This window comes from Spirochaetota bacterium (genome assembly GCA_025061835.1).
In the GTDB taxonomy this organism is placed as follows: Bacteria; Spirochaetota; Brevinematia; order DTOW01; family DTOW01; genus SKYB106.
The window spans coordinates 36,640-55,721 of record JANXAC010000002.1 but is presented as its reverse complement, the minus strand read 5'-3'; the positions used below and the strand labels follow the sequence as shown (position 1 = coordinate 55,721).

Here is a 19,082-nt window from a genome sequence, read left to right as displayed (position 1 = left end):
TATGAGTTTTAATATAAATTCAATAAGAGATATATTCAAAGAGGATTATATAGGTATCACGGGGAGTGATAATATTCAAGACTTCCCAACACAAGGTGTATCAGGTTATAACAACAACGAATTCGTTGAAATAGGAAGTATTGATAAGAAAGACCAAAGTTTTAAACCTAAAACCATAATATTCTTTGACAGTGTTGTCAGACTGGACTTTGTATTGATGTTTAGGCCATCGGTAGTCGGGTTTATTACGATAGTTCCAGGCTTAATTAAGGTGGAGAGTAACAAACCAGTTGAATTATCCAAATCAGTTGAGTATGAAGTATTGAGATACCTCATCGCACCTAGAAGTGTCCTTAATGACAGAATTGTAAATGGAAGTGTCATAGAAATAGAGAAAAGTATTAAATACACGATATACCCGATTGAGCCTGAGATAAGCAAGGTAAGCGAGTTGTGGGACAAGTATGTTCTTGAGATTTTATTACAGAACATTGAAATAGAATTTATAACTAAAAAGATAGATGAATACTCTGACAACCAGACAATCTTTGTAAAAGATGGAAATCTTCAAGGACTCAATGTTGATAGCCCAAGTGTATTTGGGCATGTAAAAACATTTGATATACCAACTTTCTTACTGAATGATGATATAATCATCAGAAAATCAGAAACTTCAAAGATATATAAAAATAATAATCTCTACAGTTGTTACATCAATTATGGATACAATAGAAAAACTCTTCTAGGTAAAACTGGAACTTTTAACTTCTCAAGATTGGATATGTTAAGTAGTTCTACAGACGATAAGGAGGTTATTAGTAGGTTTAACTTTATTACGAGATACTTACTAAACATGACATCTGTGTTTTCTGATAGTCCAAGGTTTCCGCAGAACTTGCCAGTGATAGAAATGCTTGAGAAATTCTTGAGAAGTGTATCTGGAGAGATAAACATAATAAGGCACAGGATAGTTAAGAATTTGAATACTACTTATTAACAACATCTATTCTCAACGAGTTTGGATAACTCTTTTCAACTAGTTTTAGATACTCAATGAATGAAGATATTAGATCTCTATCTTCTTCCTTCAACATAACCTCAACAAAACCAACACCATTTGATAGTTTAAAATTACCATCTCTTCGCAGGTTGTTGAAGAAATGTATTATTACAAATTGTAATACTCCAGATATTCCTGCACATACTATATCCTCACCTTTCTTGCCGTATCCACTGTGCCCATTCATCTCTATTCTTACCCTGCCTTTATCATACGCTACCTTTACTTCTACCATACTTCTACTAGAGTTTAGAAAAGTGAATTGCTATTCTTTGGTATGCCAAGATGCTGGTATGCTAACTCAGTCGCAACTCTACCTTTAGGGGTTCTCTTTATAAATCCTTTTAGTATGAGAAAAGGTTCAAAAACATCTTCAATCGTGTCTTCTTCTTCTCCTATGCTTGCGGAAAGTGTCTTAAGTCCAACAGGACCTCCCTGATATTTCTCAACAATCACTGAAAGTATCTTCCTATCTACTTCGTCTAATCCTTCCTCATCAATCCCGAGTTTCAAAAGGTATTCTCTAACCTTGCCTAATTCAATCCTACTTACTCCCTCAACTACTGCAAAATCTCTTATTCTTCTTAATATCCTGTTTAGCACTCTTGGTGTTCCTCTTGAGCGTTTTGCTATTTCTTTTATAGCTTCATTTGATATATCAAGACCAAGTATCCTACAGGTCCTTTCGCATATTTCCCCCATATCTTCGTCCGAGTAGAAATCAACCTTTAGAAGTATTCCAAATCTTGATATTAAAGGAGATGTAAGAAGTCCAGTTCTCGTAGTAGCACCAATCAGTGTAAATTTTGGAATGTTAATCTTAATACTCTTTGCACCAGGTCCTTCACCTATCATTACTGAAACTGAGTAATCTTCCATAGCAGAGTATAAAACTTCTTCATAAGAAGGCTTAAGTCTATGTATCTCGTCAATAAATAGAACATCACCTCTCTGAAGGTTTGTCAGTATTGCAACAACATCACCAACCTTCTGGAAAGAGTTAGAGACAGTGTATACGAAATTTGTCCTAAGTTCGTTTGCGATTATTTTAGCGAGAGTAGTTTTACCAAGACCTGGAGGTCCTGAAATTAACACATGGTCAAGAATATCGTTTCTCTTGATAGAAGAATCTATAAACACCTTGAGATTGTTTTTTATACTCTCCTGCCCTATAAATTCATCAAGGTATCTAGGTCTTATTCCCTCTTCGTAGGTATCCTCACCAACTGCCCTTCTTGGAGATAAGATGTCTTCCATAGATGAATTATAAAGATTAATTAAATACCTAGGGAAATTAACTTGTACTAGTTGATAGCAGGAAGTCTAGTTATATCTATAGGATTTTGAAAAACTATTCCTTCTCCTTCTATATAGTTAGGTTTAGTTCCTTCTATAAGCACAAGAACATTTTTGGATCTTGTAATACTACCAAGAGAATATGCTATCTGGTAGATGGAATACAAAACACCTATACTTCCGTATTCATTTATCTCAATCTCTCTTGATAAGTTTATAATTAGAGTATCATCTACAACTCTATAATCAATAATTCTCACTCTCTTGTTGACGAAGGATACTTCATTATCGGAATTCTTGATCTGTTTTAGAGTTTTGAAAACTTCATACAAACTATCTCCATTCAAATCAACCTGCCTTGATGAAAAGACAAGATTATCTCCAGAAACTCTGTAGTAGTAAATCTTTACTCTCTTAACATCTACCTTACTATCTTCTTCATTGACACTATCCTTCTTTATTGAGACTGAGTTTGTAATCTTCTTCTTTTCAAAACTCTCTTGAGTTTTTTCAACAACATTACTCATTTCTAAAGACTTTGAATTGGTCTTTACATAATTTGTATTACTAACCATTGCGTTCAAGGTTGGGTTGTTAGTCCAAACTTGAGTTATATAATTCTGTTCAGATACTAGTGTTCGGTTGTTTTGGATAATATCATAAACTACATATACAACACCTCCGATGGCTACTAGGGATAAGATTAGTATGAGTATTTTTGATAAGTCTCTCTTCCTTTTACTTTTTGATCTAGACTTTGGTTTGGTTGTTACTTTGTCCTTCTGAGGAGGATATTTAGATTTCTTACTACTTGACATACTCTAATATTTACGGAATGACAACTAAAATCATTAGAATGACCTACATGAGTGAAACAGGATCTCTGTCAATTTCTATATAAACCCCCATCTTGTTTCTTAAGTTTTTATACACGATCTCTTGTGCTCTTGTTAGTATCTGTTCATCTTTACTTTTTACGATTATCTGGTGTCTATAATTCCCTGATATTTTGGTTATAGGTGCTGGGAGTAGTGAAGATACTACTATATCGTCTCTACCGTGTGCTATACCGTCTAGTAGAACCTTTGCTGACTTACCTACTTCAATACAATTTTTCTCAATCTCACTTCTGAAGACAAACCTGGTAATCCGCCAAAACGGTGGATATTTGTAAGTCTCTCTTCTCTGTATTTCGTGAGAATAGAAACTTTCGTAATCCTGTTCTACTGCCGTTCTGATACTGTAATGTTCTGTATCTGATGTCTGAATAATTGCTAAACCTTTCTCATCTCTTCTACCTGCTCTACCAATTGCCTGCATCACTAAAGAGAATGTTCGCTCAGCTGAGTAGAAATCAGGTATTCTCAAAGTAATCTCTGGAAATAGCACACAAACAAGATTAACTTGGGGTATATCAAGTCCTTTGGATATTATCTGCGTTCCGACAATCACATCTATATCACCATCTCTAAGAGACTTGTAAATCTTGTCATAGATACCTTTATCTCTGGTAGTGTCCAAATCAACTCTGATTATGTTCTTGTTGTAGAATAAATTTCTAATAATCTCTTCTGCTTTTTCTGTTCCACTTCCTACATCTACCATCTTGCCTGCTCTACATTTTTTACACACAGCCTCATATTTCTCTTTATGTCCGCAATGATGACATTCAAGAGAGTTTGTGTATTTGTGGTAGGTTAGTGTAATATCGCAATTTGGACACATTGGGATATAGCCACAGTTATTACACTTTATGAAATTACTAAAGCCTCTTCGGTTTATGAACACTATTACCTGCTGATTTTGTTTGATCTTATTAGATACGAGAGATATAACTTCAGGTGCTATAACATTGTTTGGCGATAATTTCTTTGAGTCAATTATCTCAACATCAACTTTTTGATATTTTGAAAACTTTTCCTTGAGTTCTAGTAACTTATATACACCATTCTTCGCAAGATAAAAGTCTTCTACTGGAGGTGTTGCTGAACCTAGTAGTAGGGGGATGTTGAAATACTTACACAACCATTTTGCAACTTCCTTTGTTGAGTATCTTGGTGTAGTTGATGATTTGTATGATGTTTCGTGAAACTCGTCTATTATCACTATTCCAAGGTCTTTAAAAGGTAGTAATATTGATGACCTAGGACCTATTACAAACTTCTTAAGTCCTTTTTTGACACTGATGTATATGTTAAATCTTTCGTTATCCGTGAGCCTACTATGATAGACCGCCAACATATCCTTTGGTATGAAACTAAACTTATCAACGAGTTGGGGGGTAAGAGATATTTCTGGAACAAGTAGGAGTGCTGACTTTCCAATGTTGAGAACATCTCTGACTAATTTCTTATATATTTCAGTCTTACCGCTACCAGCAATACCATATAAAACAAATACTTTATAACTTCCCAAACTATTCTTAACTTCTTCATAAACTTTCGTCTGACTGACTGTAAGTTCTGTATTTTCAACAATAGTTTGTTGAATAAATGTCCTCAATTTAGATAAATTTATTCTACTTGAATTAGGAATCATTGTGAAAAGTGCTTCAGAGAGTGTTGATGTATAGTAGTATGATATAAACTTCGCTAGTTCAAATTGAGTCTCGGTGAATACTTCCTCTTTGTCAATAACTCTGATAACTTTTCCTAACTTCTTATCTTTTGGATCTTCACTAGTATCAATAACAACACCTACTACTTCTCCCCCAGAGAATGGAACTACAACCCTTTGAAATCTATTCAGTTGTTTGGATTTGTCAATACTGAACCAGAATGTATCCTCAATAGGTAAATCAATAATGACTTTAGCAAACATAGGATATTAATTAGCTTTTACAAATCAAGGATATAATATCCGTAGCAGTTTATGATCTTTGTGCCTTTATACTCAAATACTCTACTTTCTCTGTTGTCGTATATATGAACATGTCCGTGTAGTAGATATTTCGGTCTGAACTTTTCAATCAATTCAAGGAATGCCTTGAACCCTGTATGAACCACATCGTTTCTATCATGTATTCCGTAGGGTGGTGCGTGGGAAACTACAACATCAACATAAGAGTTGTATATTATCTTATTCACAAAAAGTCTAAAGTATGTTTTTCTAACTTTCCTAAACATCTCTTTTTGAGTATATTGATGCCTTCCATTGTTGTATCTGTTACATCCTTCAAAACCTAAAAATATTAATTTGTTTAAAACAACTACCTTGTTATCGATCTCCATCCCCGCCAAGGATCTAGTGTAATCATACTTACTTTTAAAATCAAATTTTGACGCACCTATGAGTTCTAAAACACCTTCTTTTCTGCTTTCTATAGCATCATAATTATCGTGATTGCCTTGGACAAACAGTAATGGAACATTGAACTTTGAAACGAGGAATTCCAAGTAATCTCTTGGCAAATCCCCACAGGATATTATAAGATCTGGTTTTATCTTGATAGCATCATCAGAGTTATATAAGTATTTATCAACGACATCGCTTACACAGAGTAGTCTCATTCACATTTATTCCTCTGTTTCTTTTATCTTATCCTTAATGTATTTTTCAAATTCATCTTTAGACATCTTATCTTTAAAAATTTCCCACATTGCCTGTTTTAATTCCTCAACAGAATCAAACTTAGCACCTTTTTGTGCCCCCTCTTCAATGTAATAATACTTCTTACCCATATAACAGACCTCCGATAATGTATACATTTATGGTATATCTTAAATGAATAGTCTGTATATTTCTACTATTTTGTTCAGTTCTTTTACCCTGACTTTATCTATGTAAGTGTAATTTCCGAAGAGATCTTTGATTTCCCCTGATGCAAAAAATCCATCACCTTTAACATACTTGCCGACGATATAACTTTCAATTATACCCTCTCCGAAAATGTATGGCAGATTGCCGTATATACTTTCGGTTCTACCTACAAATACTCTCCCACTAGCAATACCAACTTTTAGGACACTTATATTGTCAAAAACATTCTGTTTATAAGCAGAGTATAGAAAATTGACAAACTGTTTAAGGTTATCACCCCAGTCGGTTCCATCTAGCCCCCAGACTATATACATCTCAGTCCCATCAAATCTAGCAACATACCCTTTACTTTCAATAACCTTAGACTCAATCCTAGCGAAGGTTATCTGTATATCATCCATAACTTTTTCAGAGAACTCTGAAAACAGAGAAGGAACATCAAAGAGTTTTAGCCAAACACAGCCACAGAAGTGCTTACCTAACTCAATATCAACTTTCTTGTCTCCTAGATATATTCTAGGGAAATTGTATGATTGCCTACATTCGGATAAAATACCATCAAGATAAACCGAAATTAAACCTATCTCATCGTTAGAGAGAACAGGAACATAACTCTCAAACATTTCTGGAACTTTTAGGATCTTAATGACATACCTCAACTTCAAAGCTAGATTCCAAACGAAAAGTATTAGGGAAGTGATAAATGAAAAAACCACTACATAGATGACAACCATCAGTGACTTCTTTATGTATAATACGGAAATAAGCACAAAGCCTAATCCTACAAGTACATTGAACAACATCACAATCAAGAAAGACAGTAGAATGCTTACAGAATTACGCCGACTGAATGAAAAGAAACCACTGAGTCTTACCTCAAGTAAGGAAATCTTGACTAGATAGTATGATATAAATGCTATAGGTAGCGAAAATACAATAACATTAAAAAAGTTTGTAATATTTCTTGTTGTCCGATACTCATAAGCAGATATTGATACTACGATCAACACAGAGAGTGCCGCGAAAAAAATAGGGACGAATGACAAAAACCTTGAAATGCTCTGAACATCATTAACATCCAATCTTGAAACATCATATTTTCTTATTCTTCTTATGTAAAGACTGACAATACCGAACAAAGCAAGTAGGAGTATAGCACCGCTGATGAGAATAACATTAACCATTAAGGGAAACTTAAAGGTAATTAAGATTTTGAGTATATACAAGTAAGAGAAGATAGATACTATTATTGATAGAACTGATAGGAAGAATTTTGCAAAAATCATACATTCTCCTTCATCTTATTTTCTAGGAACGAAGCGATCTCATTCAATCTCATCCCTCTTGAACCTTTGACAAGCACTATATCCCCCTCTTTGACGAGGTAACCTAGTATATCCGCTATTTCGTTTATGCTTGAGGTGGATATAACATTATTTTTATCCATCCCCTTTTCAATAAGATAATCATGGACTAGAGAGAAATTCTCGCCATAACACAGAATGTAGTCAATATTCTTATTAAGTATGTGGTCAGCTACCTGTAGATGTAGTTTTTGAGAATGTTCCCCTAACTCAAGCATATCTCCAAGAACTGCTATCTTCTTACCTTTAGATTTAGCACTATCCAAAAGGTCAAGAGCCATCATCATAGAGTCAGGATTTGCGTTATATGAGTCATCTATCACTGTAAACCATCCTCTTATAACATTATTCCTCATCTCTGGCAGGGATAGATTTTTGACTATTGACACTAGGTCAGATATTTTAATTCCGAAAAACTTTGCTATCTCAAAGGCGCAAACCAAATTTTCAATATTATGGGTTCCAGGAACCGATGTATCAAACTCAACATCATCGTATTCAAACACAACTCCATCTATTCCTCTATTCTGTATTACTCTAGCTTCTTTAACATCAAAGTAGTGAATATCAAGTTGGAATCTTTTTGCGTTTACTTCAAGAACATCCAAATATCTTGAATTTTTATTGAGAAATACAACTCCTCCTTGTCGTATGCCTTCAAATAGTTCCGACTTTGCTAGTGCTATATTTCTGACAGTTTTTAAAAATTCTATGTGGGCGTATCCTATATTGGTTATGATGCCAACATCAGGCATAATAATTTTTGAAAGTTTCCTTATCTCACCCTTTCTGTTCATTCCGACTTCCAAGACACCTATGTCTGTATCTTCGTTTATCTTTAGAATAGACAATGGAACACCTACATTGTTGTTATAGCTTTTAGGTGAGAATTCTACCTTATACTTGTATGAAAGCAACTGTGCTATAATGTATTTAGTAGTAGTTTTACCGGAACTACCAGTTATCGCTATGATCTTCTTATCAGGCACAAAATCGTTTCTGTAGGCACTACCTATATCCATCAATGCTCTGTAAGTATCCTTGACTACAATGGCATTAGCACTTTCAAAAAGATTAGTATTGGAATTGAAAAAAGCGTCTTCAACAACAAAAGTTGTTACTTTTTTTGATAGACACTCTTTGACGAAGTTATGACCGTCAAAATTTTTACCTCTCAGTGCTACAAAACATTCACCTTCTTTTATATTTCTTGAGTCAGTAGATATACCGCTTATGAGTTTAGGTCCTTTAGAGTATGCAAGCCTACCTCGTGAAACTTTAGCAAGCCAACTGACGGAAACTTCTATCATACAATATCTATTTTAAAAAAGCATAACCTAGACTTTAAAATTATACTGAAGCCTGTAAGTTTGGAATCTTTGAAAAAGTTTATTTATTATTTTTAAAGTATGAAAAGGGTTTTTATAGTATTATTTGCGATCCTAAATACCTTTTCCTTGTGTTTTTCATCTTTTGTTAATCTTTCTGATGTCAAGAGTGGGCAGAAGGGTATAGGTATAACTAGATGGAATAACAACACTCTCAAAGAATTTTCTTTTGAGGTTATAGGTGTCTTCAAGAATAGTCCTAAATCTGGAGTTATAATAGCAAGGATAGATGATGAAGAGATAAGATCTACTGGTGTTGTTGCGGGGATGAGTGGTAGTCCTGTATATATAGACAATAAACTTGTTGGAGCAGTTGCATTCACTTGGACATTTCTAAAAGAACCTATTGTAGGGATAACTCCGATAGAAGATATGATAACTCTTGAAAACTACCTAAAGAACTACGTATCACTGCCAGGCGATTTGAAATATGTAACACCTATACTTTTAAGTGGTGCTTCTAAAATAACCAAAAGCCTTATTGAAAGCACTATGAAAGATAACTTTTTAATAATTGACTCGTTTTCGTCATTTGGTTTGAAATACGAAACAGCACAAAGAGGGTTTAAACCTGGTGATGCAATAGGTATCAATCTAGTCTCTGGTGATATGGAACTTACTGCCATAGGAACTGTAAGTTATGTTGATGGCGATAAAGTTTTTGCACTAGGGCATCCAGCCTTTCTAGGTGGTAAGACATCAGTTCCTATATCAGAGGTGGATATAGTTACAATCGTTCCTAGACAGAGTCTGTCATTTAAACTGGGTGTTCCAAAACAGATTGTTGGTAGTATGGAGTTTGATGGTAGTAGTGGGATATTTGGAATAGTAGGTAAAACGGCACCTACTATCAAAGTGTTTATTGATGTTGATGGACAATACTCCTATAAATACCAAATTGCTAAAGTAAGCGGTATTTTAAGTTCGCTGGTATCTGCTACCATAACAGAGTCGGTTCTGAAGAGCAAAGGTATCTTTGGAGAAGGTAATGTCAAACTTGACTGTAGAGTCTCATTCAAGTTTGAAGGAGTTGATAAAAAATACAACATTGACTTTAGTGATATTATACCTGTCTATCAGATGGGTTATGGTTATGCTATATCCATTCTTGATGTGAATTCTATACTTGACTTTCTAATCTATAACCCTATTTTTAGTGTTGATATAGAAGAAGTGAGAGTTAGGATTGAAACTGAACCGATAGATGTTGGATTTGTTGCGTTTGTAATTCCGTCAAAGGTAGTAGTTTCTCCCGGTGAGGATATTAGAGTAACCGTAGGTATAAAAAAGTTTAGAGACCAAATAATAACAAGAGACTTTAATCTTAAGATACCGAGTTGGGTTCAGAGTGGAACGAGAATAAACATAGGTGCCATTAACAGAGCATCAAGAACTATACAGAAGTTAAACTTATTCCCCGAAACGATAGTTTTTGACACCTATGAAAAGTTATACAATTTTATATCACAGGATTTGAGGACAGATAAACTTGTTCTGTATGTTGAGATTCCCTCATCTGGATACGCGAGTAGTGGATATACCTACAACCTACTTCCAAACTATCTCTCAACAGTCTTCAACATAAGCCCAAAATCTAAAAATATTATACCCTTCATATTAGAAGAAGAAGTCCTAGAAGACTTTCCGATAGGTGGTTTTGCAACGACATCAATATTCGTTAGGTAATTATTCAGGTTTGAAGCTCAAGGGAAATAATTTGAAAAGCTACAACAGAAACTAATATGATTTAAACAGATGGATGGGAATGGTAATAAACAACCACTTGTTGAGGTTGACATTAGTGTAAAAACTGATGAGTTTGAAGGTCCTCTTGGATTACTACTTACACTCATAACCAAAAATAAACTTGATATAACAAGAGTATCACTAACAAAAATAGTAGATCAGTATATTGAATATTCACGAAACAATAAGCCGGAACTTGTAACATCCGCAGAGTTTGTAAGGATAGCAAGTATTCTACTCTATCTGAAAGCTACGACTCTGTTAGCAAAACCTGTTCCAAAAGATGAAGATATGGAAGCAGAAACGGAGGTGTTGCTATCCCAACTAGAGATAATCAAGGAGTTTAGAGTTTTGAGAGACTTACTAAAGAATAAGCGAGCTATTAGACAGATGATGTTGTCAAAGCAGGTTAAAAGAAGCATTATAAAGCATAAAGACTATACTCTCCAGGATCTGGTAAGACTAGCAGTAAAGTATTTCATAAACATACAGAGAGATAGAAAATACCAACTAAAAAGGGATGAGGTAAATATTTCAGAAAAGATAGATCAGATAAAGAAAATACTGAACTCAAGGTATTCATTTAGCTTCTCTGAGCTTGTTATGTCAGAACCAGTTTTACAACAGATAACATCATTCATCGCAATACTTGAGACAACAAGGTCAGAGATTACAAAGCTGCAACAAGAAAAACACTTTGATGACATTCTTGTGTTGAAAAGGTAAAGTCTATGGAAATACTGGAACATACCAAACTCACACCAGTCGGTAGTGTCAATGGTTTTGATTTTCTGAATTCACTTAACCAATACTCAACAATAATTAAAAAGGATAGTAAGATAATAGATAGTATTAATAACTTCTACTGTAGAAGTGTTAGCAAAACTGAAAGTAAGGTGATACTATCTGGTTTCTATGTAAATCAGAATTTCTATAGATCTGCGGGAGTATTGTTTCTGGACAAAAACCTAGATATAGTTTCAGAAAAAGCTGTGTATGACACATTTTCAGAGTTTGTTTGGAGTGATGGGTATGTTGCGGTAGGGAACTTCTACAAGCCTAGTGATGATGTAATGAATGGTGATGTCTTCATAATCAATACGCTTGAGAGGTTAAAACTTCCTGTGATGCTTATGGGTGAATATGAATTCAGAGGTGGTATTAGATATGATAATAAATACTTCTTCTATGGAGTTGATAAGGATAATTACAGAGGTATATTGGTAAGGTTTGAGAATGAACTTGAACTTCTTGAAATAAACATAAACAACGATCTGTGGGAATTTTCAGGGATTGAGGCATATGAGGGTAGGATTGTGCTGGGAGTGAATATGTGGCAAAAATTTGGTTTCAATGGTTTTCTAATGACTCTAGAAAAAGGAGATTATGAAACAATCCAAATACCAGTTAGGTCTTCTTGGTTTGAGGTTGTGGATGTGAAGAAGGTAGATGAAGATATGTTAGTTTCTGTTTTTGACTTTGATGAGAATGTTGGAGTCCTTCTTGAGTTTGACGGAGGTTTCAAGGTGATTGACAAAGTTTTTAACTCGCAATATATTCTATCCTCCGACAAAGTATTTGTGAAGAACCTTTAAGGTGCTACTTTAAAAGCGGCTACTTCTATTTCAATCAGTGAATCCTTTGGTAATCTACTAACCTCTACGGTAGTTCTTACTGGTTTGTGCTCTCCAAAAAACTCTTTATAAACTTCGTTGAACTGCGGAAACTTTGATATATCCTTTATATAAACTACTACCTTGAAAATATCGTTTTTTGAATATCCTAGTTCCGAGAGAATTTTTGAGATGTTGTTTAGCACATTCCGGGTTTGTTCTTCTACTGAATCGCCATTTGCTATTTGCCCTGATAGAAAAAGAAAACCGTTGGGTAAGATAACAGCGGACGAGTAATGACCAACAGGCTTCACTCCACCAATCTCATCAACAAACTTCATAAAGTGTATTTTAAAGAATCCTTTAGCATTCTTGATATTTGTATCCAAGGACATCTACGGAATAGACGGAGTAGCTAGTCTAAGGTTTCTTGAGTGTTGAACTTTAGATGTGGATTTAGGAATTTTCCAAGAATGATAATTTTCATGTTGTCTTGGTTTCTAATACTAAAACTTTCCTTACATAAAAAACATACCAGACTATCACAACTCCAAGAGGAACTGCGACCATTACAAGACCTAGAAGTATATTTACCTGTATGTATGCGAGGGTAGATGATAGGACGACTACAACAGGTAAAAACCACTTGTCTCTAAACTTAAAAGCAAATATCACCGAAAGGACATCAGCAATGTAAAAATATCTCTCGTGCATTCTAGGAAGAAAGTAAGGCTCAACTAAAGCAAAAAGCAAAAACAACATTACTATACTATTCTCATAGTTGTTTTGAACAATCCTTTTGTAGTTGATCAAGAAATAAACTACCAAGGTTATAGTTATCAGAGAAGTTAGGATTATTCCAATGATAGTGATTGTTGAAGAATACTCTCTACCAAAGTCGCTAGGTATAAAGGTATAGATATTTGGAGCGCTTAACGTGACATCTTTGTAAGTTTCAGTTTGATTCAAATATATTGTTGCGAGTTCAACCAAACTTTTACCTGCTATGTAGGAAGGTATTATTGAAACAAAATACACTAGTGGGATGAGTATTGGATAAAATAGGAATCTTACTTTCCTTTCGTATATTAGGTAGTAGAGGGTGATTATTGCAACTGCTGGTAGGATAAAAACTGTTTGTAGTTTGAACGAAAAGGCAACACCTATAAATAAGTAGCCTAAGAAATACCTTTTCTGGATAAAGTTTAACACACCTAAAAGGACAAAGGTTGTGAATATCATATCGGACTGAGCCCAGTAGGAACTGTTCATAATTACGGTTGGTAAAGATAGGACAACAAGAAAAGACAATTTTGAAGCGGGAGTATCTGATGTTAGTCTAAATACTATTCTTGAGGATACGAAGGCAAGGATTATATCAAATATTGTTGAGAGGAGTTTGACTGAATAGAGACCGTGTAGAGGAATAAAAGTCAAAAAATAAATCAGATACAGATACATTGGTGAGTAGTCAGAAAAAGTTTTTGAAAAAGCACTGAAACCTTCAGTTTTAAGTGTGTCATACCATTTGGATATGTGGTATTTGTAGTCCCATGATATCATATCGTAGAAAAGCAGTCTAAACAAGACTACCAAAACCGATAGGAAAAATAAAACTATGTCCTGTCTTTCCTTTAAAAAACTAAAAAGTTTTCTCATACCTGACTAAACTCAACAAATAGTATAAACATAACCTTTTGAGTAATATCAAACTTAATGAACTAAAAAGTAAAGTTAGTAACCAAAGTTGAGTTTCTTCTTTCGTTTGTAGTTTCCGTTGAGAATAGGTGAAAATTCATCCTACAAACGCTTGAAAGAGCAATATGAAGCAAAATTTTGAGACTAGCAAATACTATCTAAAACAAAAAGATGGATAAGCAAAAAGTCTAAATAGTATTATCTGATAATTAAAAATTGGAATTTATTGGCTAATTCAATAGAAATTTTATTTTGTGTGATTGATCTTTTAGACATAGTCTTGGTAAGAAGTATTATAATTTACTAGAGGTTTATGGAGTTTAGTATTAAAAGACTAACTCTTAAGGATAGGGTTTTAGGTATAGACCTTGCAGGTAGCTCTAGGAGAAATACAGGTTATGCGTTCATACGCAACGACAAAACAGTTGTTGGAATTATTCATTCCAACGAAGATATTATACAGATTTCAAGAGATTTTGACTTTGTATTCATAGATGCCCCATTGAGTATTCCTGAAGGAAGAAAGACAATAAACGATAGGAAAGGAAGACACCTAAGGGAATGTGATGTAATGCTCAAAGAACTTGGAATAAAATTCTTTCCTATAACACTGGGACCTATGAGAATGCTAACGGAGAGAGGACTTGTGATAAAAAGAGAACTGGAAAGTATGGGTAAGAAAATTTTTGAGACACTACCGGGCGCCCTGTATGATTACTTTGGAGTAAATAGGAAGGATAAGCATAGTATTATAGAACTATTCCATACATTAGGTCTAGAATTGGAATCTAGAGAATACACTCAAGATGAACTTGATGCTATTGCATCTTTACTGATTGGAATATACCACCTTAACGAAAAATCAAGAGTATTGTCTGGAAAAGATGGTGAGATAGTGATAGTGTAGAATGTGTCAAACCGAAAGGTATTAAAGAAAGGACTTTGAACTAGTAGAATATCTATCAATCAATTCAATTTCTACTAGGTGAGTAAGCAAGATTCTAGACTTTTTACTCAACAAATCCATTTGATCCTACATAGTAGTTATTAATCCAGACTCTTTGACCTTCCACGCAAGGTGAGAGAATTTAGAACAACACTTATAGAACTCAAAGCCATTAAAACTTCCGCTATTGAAGGTGTTAGAAGCCCAATAAATGCAACTGGTATGGCGATGAGATTATAGACAAAAGCCCAGACAAGATTTTGAATTATCTTCCTATCCAATGTCCTTGAGAAATCTATAAGGAATTTTAAATCTTTTAAGTTTTTAGATGTTATTACAAAGTCTCCTATACTTGCTACGATGTTGTCTTTACTTGAAAACACAACCCCTATGTCTGATGCACTCAGACTAGGAGTATCGTTTATTCCATCCCCTACATACATTACAATTCTACCTTGATTTTGAATGTTTTTAACAATCTCCAGTTTCTGGTGAGGTAAAAGGGAACAATAATACTCTTCTATTCCTGTTTTGTTTGAGATATCTTCTGCAACACTACACTTATCACCAGTTAGCATTATGATCTTTCCGTAGGTTTTCAAGTATTCTATAATATCTCTTGCTTCTTCCTTGAGAGTATCGCTAAAATAAACTTTACCTATTTTGTGCCATTCGTTACTATCAAAAAGGAATATATCTGAAGATGTTGTCTTGTCTTCTTCCTTTGACCTTTGTATTTTAAATCGCTTCCCATCAACTATACCTTCAATACCTTCCCCCGGTAGAACCTTAAATTGATCTACTTGACTAGTTTCTTCAGAGACATCGGCGAAATTATCCTTCAGGTAATCCTTTAAGGCTATGGAAAGAGGGTGTTCAGATAGAGAGGAGAGATAAAATATGTTTCTTGCATATCTACTGTCAAGTGAAATTTCAACCACTCTGGGTTTTCCAACGGTAAGTGTTCCAGTTTTGTCAAAAATGAATGTATCTACCCTTTTAAATAATCTGACTTTTTCAAAGTTTCTTATGATTATTCCTTTTTTAGATAGTATTCCTATCGCGACTGCTAGTGCAGTTGGTATTGCAATGCCCAAAGCACATGGACAGGCAATCACAAGAACTGAAACAAAACTTACAATACCTCTGTTAAGATCACCTATACTTATCCAAAATATTAGCGAGAATAAAGAAACAAATAGAACAACAGGCACAAGATATTTAACGAAAGCATCTGCTATGTTTTGTATAGGTAATTTTGAATACTTTATATCTTCAACGAGTTGTATCGTTTTGTAGAGAAGGGTATCTTCAATTTTTTTATTTACTCTTACCTTGAGAAAACCATCAATGTTATAACCTCCTGCAAAAACTTTATCTCCTCTCTCTACAACTCTAGGTTTTGCTTCGCCTGTTATAAAGGATTCTTCAATGCTACTCTTCCCCTCAATCACAACACCATCAATTGGTATTCTCTCTCCCGACTTGATAACAACGATATTCCCTTCCCTGACTTCACCTATATCCTTCTTTACTTCTTTACCATCCTCTATTATAGTTGCGTGGTTTGAGAAAATTTTATATAACTCTTTTAGTGACCTAACAGCACTTTCTGAAAGTTTTGTTTTGATATAGTTTCCTAGAATAAATACATCCATCACTATTACTGCCTCAACTGAAAAATCACCTATCTGAAATACCTTGTTCAGAAAGAATGTTAATAATGCCGATAAAGACCCTATAGACACAAGACTATCAGTGTTAGGTGATAAATAAAGTAGTGACCTAATGCCGTTTTTGTGTATTCTAAAACCTACTACTATGACAACGGAGGCTGACAAGACAAAAGTTAGGACTTCTAGCAAAGTATTGTGAATATGAATTCCAAACATTTTAAGAACCATGAAAATGAAGAGAGGTAGGGATAGAAAGAACGCTAAAAATACTCTTCTTCTTTCAACATCAAGTCTTACATTATCTTCTAGTGGCGCTAGGTCATATCCAAAATCTTTTAGTTTTCTTCTAATATCAGACAGGTTAATACTTGTTTTTGCGGATATATGTGCTACTGCTGTTGTGAAATCAACTTTTACTTTATAAACATCAGGAGAGGTTAGTATAATTTTCTCAACAGTTCTAGCACAGGAGGTGCAACTCATTCCTGATATCTGAAACCTTAAGTCAATCATAGTTGTTGAGAAATCCTTCTGTAGTTTCTTATTGCTTTTAGCACTCCTTCCTCATCATCCATTACAAAAGGTCCGTACCTAACGAATTGTTCTTTTAGCATTCTACCCTCTACGAATAATATGAAGGTATCTGGTTCCATTAATACCTCAACCTTACCAGTATTCAGAAGTGCGATCATTCCCTCACCAACATCTGAACCATTAACATCAATTCTACCTTCTGAAACGACTATAAAACCGTTGTGTTCTTCATTTATGTCTATGTTGAAAGTTGATTTTCCAAGAGACCTGACGGATATATATTTTGACAGTTGTTTGCTGTAATTATTCTGACTAATATTACCATACTTACCTGCTATGATGTTTACCTCAATATCATTTTCTCGTAGTGTTATCTGGTGATAGTTTTTGTAGTAGGGTTCTGATTCTCTTAAGTTTGATGGTATGTTTATCCACAATTGAAATCCCCAAAGTAGTTTGTTGTCAGTGGCTATTGGCATTTCAGAATGAACTACTCCTGAACCTGTGTTCATAAACTGAATATCACCACTTGATATTTCTGACCTTGATCCGGTTGAGTCGCTATGGACTATCTTTCCTGAAACAAGGTATGTGATAACCTCAAAACCTGCGTGAGGGTGAATTGGGAATCCTTTTTGATATTCTTCAGGTTTATCATTCTTGATCTCATCTAGAAGCAAGAATGGGTCAAAATAGTTAGGTTTGTATCCAATGTATCTCCTAATGTATACTCCTCCCCCCTCCATCGTATCAATTCCTTTGTGTATGTCAATAACATCAGAATACTTATTCATTACCTTAAGACTACTATTGGCTTTGCAGATTCAGGAGACGGAGCTTGGGAATATTTAATGTTGAACTTAATCTGAATGATAAAGTTTTTTGTGGGTATTATTTTACTCTCTTCCATCAATGCTAAAAACTCATTAAGAAACTCAGGTTTAAGAGACCTTGAATTATACCTTTCAAGTATCTCGTTGAAGACTTTACTACCTTTAGGAAAAACCTCAACTATTCCTTTCAGTTGATATCCATCAAATACTTTACCGCTCCAGTCAAACAACGAAACACTTACTGATTTTGAATTTTTCATATAATCAGCAACTTCTTGCTTACTCTCAAAGAACGACAAGGTATTTGAAGATAAGTCAATATCTACAACAAACTTTGGTTCTGCTATAGGATAGTCTCCTTTACCTATATAACCGAAGGCTATGATTCCTTTGTTTTGTTTGAGAAGTTCAAGAACTTTATTATCAATTATATTGACATCCATAATTAGCCTCCATATAATTCAAATTCTTCTACTGAGACTTCAGTAATAGCGAGAGGTTTAGGAAACCCAATCTCTTGAACCATTTTTGACAACTTTTCGTATATGTCTCCAGAAGTGTAGTTTTTGGCATAACCTTTGATTTTCAGAAACCTAACTTTACCCTTAACGTCATTATCCCATTTTGAAATACAAACCTTTGGATTTTTCTTGAGGTTATACAAAGTTTTGTTAGGAAATCCTGAAACGAAAAATAGTTTATCATCATTAGTTTCAAGTATAAATCTTGGTGAAAGGTTGATTATTCCAAACTCGCTAGCGGTTGCGACTATGGTTATACCGTTACCTTCCTTCAAAAAGTCAATTGCTTCTTTTGATAATTTCATAAAAGTATCTCCAAGTCTTTATAAATATAGACTATATAACCTTATGGTGTCAATTTCAATTTATTTTATTTAAGTCCAATGAAGTCTAAAATTCACGATTAGGTTTTTTGGATATTTCAACTTAAGGTATTTCACAATCTTCTTGTCCTCTTGTATATGTTGCATATCATCTCTCATCCTTTTGGTGTTGTTTTGAAAAGAAAGAAAAGAGAAAGAAAACAGAGGAGCAAGAGGTGTGATATACTAAAAATATCCATTCCCATAACCTTAAACTATTTTATGAAGCATCTCTCAAAAAACTTTAGACTTTATTGACCCATATTAATTAACTTGAAACACTTAT

At 34.2% G+C, this 19,082-nt stretch carries 19 protein-coding genes; 5 read left to right on the top strand and 14 right to left on the bottom strand.

Features of this window, described 5'->3' with window-relative positions; all coding sequences use genetic code 11:
- The first annotated feature begins 1 nt into the window (after nt 1).
- Nucleotides 2–997, top strand: coding sequence for a hypothetical protein (locus NZ579_01565; protein MCS7298633.1), 996 nt, complete (start codon nt 2–4; stop codon nt 995–997).
- On the opposite strand, the gene NZ579_01560 is transcribed toward NZ579_01565, so the two are convergent.
- From NZ579_01560 to murF, 8 genes are read right to left on the bottom strand one after another with little or no spacing between them, the layout of a single operon-like run.
- Nucleotides 987–1,295: a ribosomal-processing cysteine protease Prp gene (locus NZ579_01560; protein ID MCS7298632.1), complete on the bottom strand. Its 309-nt coding sequence runs from the start codon at nt 1,293–1,295 to the stop codon at nt 987–989. The two genes, NZ579_01565 and NZ579_01560, sit on opposite strands and share 11 nt — an antisense overlap.
- A gap of 14 nt (nt 1,296–1,309) precedes the next feature.
- Complete coding sequence (gene ruvB / locus NZ579_01555) at nt 1,310–2,317, bottom strand: Holliday junction branch migration DNA helicase RuvB (protein MCS7298631.1); 1,008 nt, start codon at nt 2,315–2,317, stop codon at nt 1,310–1,312.
- Between the two features lie 47 nt (nt 2,318–2,364).
- On the bottom strand, nt 2,365–3,174 hold the full coding sequence (locus NZ579_01550; protein ID MCS7298630.1) for a GerMN domain-containing protein: 810 nt from the start codon (nt 3,172–3,174) through the stop codon (nt 2,365–2,367).
- A gap of 43 nt (nt 3,175–3,217) precedes the next feature.
- On the bottom strand, nt 3,218–5,176 hold the full coding sequence (priA, locus tag NZ579_01545; GenBank protein MCS7298629.1) for a primosomal protein N': 1,959 nt from the start codon (nt 5,174–5,176) through the stop codon (nt 3,218–3,220).
- 17 nt (nt 5,177–5,193) lie between these two features.
- Nucleotides 5,194–5,865, bottom strand: a complete 672-nt coding sequence (locus NZ579_01540) for a metallophosphoesterase (protein ID MCS7298628.1) — start codon at nt 5,863–5,865, stop codon at nt 5,194–5,196.
- 6 nt (nt 5,866–5,871) lie between these two features.
- Nucleotides 5,872–6,036 carry a hypothetical protein gene (locus NZ579_01535; GenBank protein MCS7298627.1) on the bottom strand — a complete coding sequence of 55 codons (165 nt, stop codon included), beginning with the start codon at nt 6,034–6,036 and terminating at the stop codon, nt 5,872–5,874.
- Nucleotides 6,037–6,075: 39 nt separating this feature from the next.
- Nucleotides 6,076–7,401 carry a hypothetical protein gene (locus tag NZ579_01530; GenBank protein MCS7298626.1) on the bottom strand — a complete coding sequence of 442 codons (1,326 nt, stop codon included), beginning with the start codon at nt 7,399–7,401 and terminating at the stop codon, nt 6,076–6,078.
- Nucleotides 7,398–8,789 (bottom strand): UDP-N-acetylmuramoyl-tripeptide--D-alanyl-D-alanine ligase, encoded by a 1,392-nt coding sequence (murF, locus tag NZ579_01525; protein ID MCS7298625.1) that lies wholly within the window; start codon nt 8,787–8,789, stop codon nt 7,398–7,400. Before murF ends, NZ579_01530 begins: the two co-directional genes overlap by 4 nt.
- 99 nt (nt 8,790–8,888) lie before the next feature.
- Between murF and NZ579_01520 the strand changes: the two genes are divergently transcribed.
- The 3 genes from NZ579_01520 to NZ579_01510 all read left to right on the top strand — a co-directional run bounded on the left by NZ579_01520 (nt 8,889) and on the right by NZ579_01510 (nt 12,208).
- Nucleotides 8,889–10,553, top strand: coding sequence for a hypothetical protein (locus NZ579_01520; protein ID MCS7298624.1), 1,665 nt, complete (start codon nt 8,889–8,891; stop codon nt 10,551–10,553).
- A gap of 69 nt (nt 10,554–10,622) precedes the next feature.
- Complete coding sequence (locus NZ579_01515; GenBank protein MCS7298623.1) at nt 10,623–11,339, top strand: segregation/condensation protein A; 717 nt, start codon at nt 10,623–10,625, stop codon at nt 11,337–11,339.
- Nucleotides 11,340–11,344: 5 nt separating this feature from the next.
- A complete protein-coding gene (locus tag NZ579_01510; GenBank protein ID MCS7298622.1) occupies nt 11,345–12,208 on the top strand; it encodes a hypothetical protein in 864 nt (287 codons plus the stop codon).
- Here the strand turns inward: NZ579_01510 and NZ579_01505 are convergent.
- Nucleotides 12,205–12,567, bottom strand: a complete 363-nt coding sequence (locus tag NZ579_01505; protein ID MCS7298621.1) for a RidA family protein — start codon at nt 12,565–12,567, stop codon at nt 12,205–12,207. The genes NZ579_01510 and NZ579_01505 overlap by 4 nt on opposite strands.
- A 142-nt stretch (nt 12,568–12,709) precedes the next feature.
- Complete coding sequence (locus NZ579_01500; GenBank protein ID MCS7298620.1) at nt 12,710–13,885, bottom strand: hypothetical protein; 1,176 nt, start codon at nt 13,883–13,885, stop codon at nt 12,710–12,712.
- A gap of 352 nt (nt 13,886–14,237) precedes the next feature.
- Here NZ579_01500 and NZ579_01495 point away from each other — a divergent pair, with 352 nt between their 5' ends.
- Nucleotides 14,238–14,831, top strand: a complete 594-nt coding sequence (locus NZ579_01495) for a DUF429 domain-containing protein (protein MCS7298619.1) — start codon at nt 14,238–14,240, stop codon at nt 14,829–14,831.
- A 140-nt stretch (nt 14,832–14,971) separates the two neighbouring features.
- Here the strand turns inward: NZ579_01495 and NZ579_01490 are convergent, their stop codons facing one another.
- From NZ579_01490 to NZ579_01475, 4 genes are read right to left on the bottom strand one after another with little or no spacing between them, the layout of a single operon-like run.
- Complete coding sequence (locus NZ579_01490; protein ID MCS7298618.1) at nt 14,972–17,059, bottom strand: cation-translocating P-type ATPase; 2,088 nt, start codon at nt 17,057–17,059, stop codon at nt 14,972–14,974.
- Nucleotides 17,056–17,874, bottom strand: a complete 819-nt coding sequence (locus NZ579_01485; GenBank protein MCS7298617.1) for a pirin family protein — start codon at nt 17,872–17,874, stop codon at nt 17,056–17,058. The genes NZ579_01490 and NZ579_01485 overlap by 4 nt, the downstream gene beginning before the upstream one ends.
- Complete coding sequence (locus NZ579_01480; protein ID MCS7298616.1) at nt 17,874–18,356, bottom strand: hypothetical protein; 483 nt, start codon at nt 18,354–18,356, stop codon at nt 17,874–17,876. Before NZ579_01480 ends, NZ579_01485 begins: the two co-directional genes overlap by 1 nt.
- 2 nt (nt 18,357–18,358) lie before the next feature.
- A complete protein-coding gene (locus tag NZ579_01475) occupies nt 18,359–18,739 on the bottom strand; it encodes a pyridoxamine 5'-phosphate oxidase family protein (protein MCS7298615.1) in 381 nt (126 codons plus the stop codon).
- Nucleotides 18,740–19,082: the final 343 nt, after the last annotated feature.

Bases quoted from the DNA above. Each gene is read 5' to 3' on its own strand.
- NZ579_01500 (MCS7298620.1), bottom strand. From the start codon at position 13,885: ATGAGAAAACTTTTTAGTTTTTTAAAGGAAAGACAGGACATAGTTTTA.
- NZ579_01560 (MCS7298632.1), bottom strand. From the start codon at position 1,295: ATGGTAGAAGTAAAGGTAGCGTATGATAAAGGCAGGGTAAGAATAGAG.
- NZ579_01515 (MCS7298623.1), top strand. From the start codon at position 10,623: ATGGATGGGAATGGTAATAAACAACCACTTGTTGAGGTTGACATTAGT.
- NZ579_01505 (MCS7298621.1), bottom strand. From the start codon at position 12,567: ATGAAGTTTGTTGATGAGATTGGTGGAGTGAAGCCTGTTGGTCATTAC.
- priA (MCS7298629.1), bottom strand. From the start codon at position 5,176: ATGTTTGCTAAAGTCATTATTGATTTACCTATTGAGGATACATTCTGG.
- NZ579_01480 (MCS7298616.1), bottom strand. From the start codon at position 18,356: ATGGATGTCAATATAATTGATAATAAAGTTCTTGAACTTCTCAAACAA.
- NZ579_01565 (MCS7298633.1), top strand. From the start codon at position 2: ATGAGTTTTAATATAAATTCAATAAGAGATATATTCAAAGAGGATTAT.
- NZ579_01475 (MCS7298615.1), bottom strand. From the start codon at position 18,739: ATGAAATTATCAAAAGAAGCAATTGACTTTTTGAAGGAAGGTAACGGT.
- NZ579_01495 (MCS7298619.1), top strand. From the start codon at position 14,238: ATGGAGTTTAGTATTAAAAGACTAACTCTTAAGGATAGGGTTTTAGGT.
- ruvB (MCS7298631.1), bottom strand. From the start codon at position 2,317: ATGGAAGACATCTTATCTCCAAGAAGGGCAGTTGGTGAGGATACCTAC.
- NZ579_01530 (MCS7298626.1), bottom strand. From the start codon at position 7,401: ATGATTTTTGCAAAATTCTTCCTATCAGTTCTATCAATAATAGTATCT.
- murF (MCS7298625.1), bottom strand. From the start codon at position 8,789: ATGATAGAAGTTTCCGTCAGTTGGCTTGCTAAAGTTTCACGAGGTAGG.
- NZ579_01490 (MCS7298618.1), bottom strand. From the start codon at position 17,059: ATGATTGACTTAAGGTTTCAGATATCAGGAATGAGTTGCACCTCCTGT.
- NZ579_01535 (MCS7298627.1), bottom strand. From the start codon at position 6,036: ATGGGTAAGAAGTATTATTACATTGAAGAGGGGGCACAAAAAGGTGCT.
- NZ579_01540 (MCS7298628.1), bottom strand. From the start codon at position 5,865: ATGAGACTACTCTGTGTAAGCGATGTCGTTGATAAATACTTATATAAC.
- NZ579_01550 (MCS7298630.1), bottom strand. From the start codon at position 3,174: ATGTCAAGTAGTAAGAAATCTAAATATCCTCCTCAGAAGGACAAAGTA.
- NZ579_01510 (MCS7298622.1), top strand. From the start codon at position 11,345: ATGGAAATACTGGAACATACCAAACTCACACCAGTCGGTAGTGTCAAT.
- NZ579_01520 (MCS7298624.1), top strand. From the start codon at position 8,889: ATGAAAAGGGTTTTTATAGTATTATTTGCGATCCTAAATACCTTTTCC.
- NZ579_01485 (MCS7298617.1), bottom strand. From the start codon at position 17,874: ATGAATAAGTATTCTGATGTTATTGACATACACAAAGGAATTGATACG.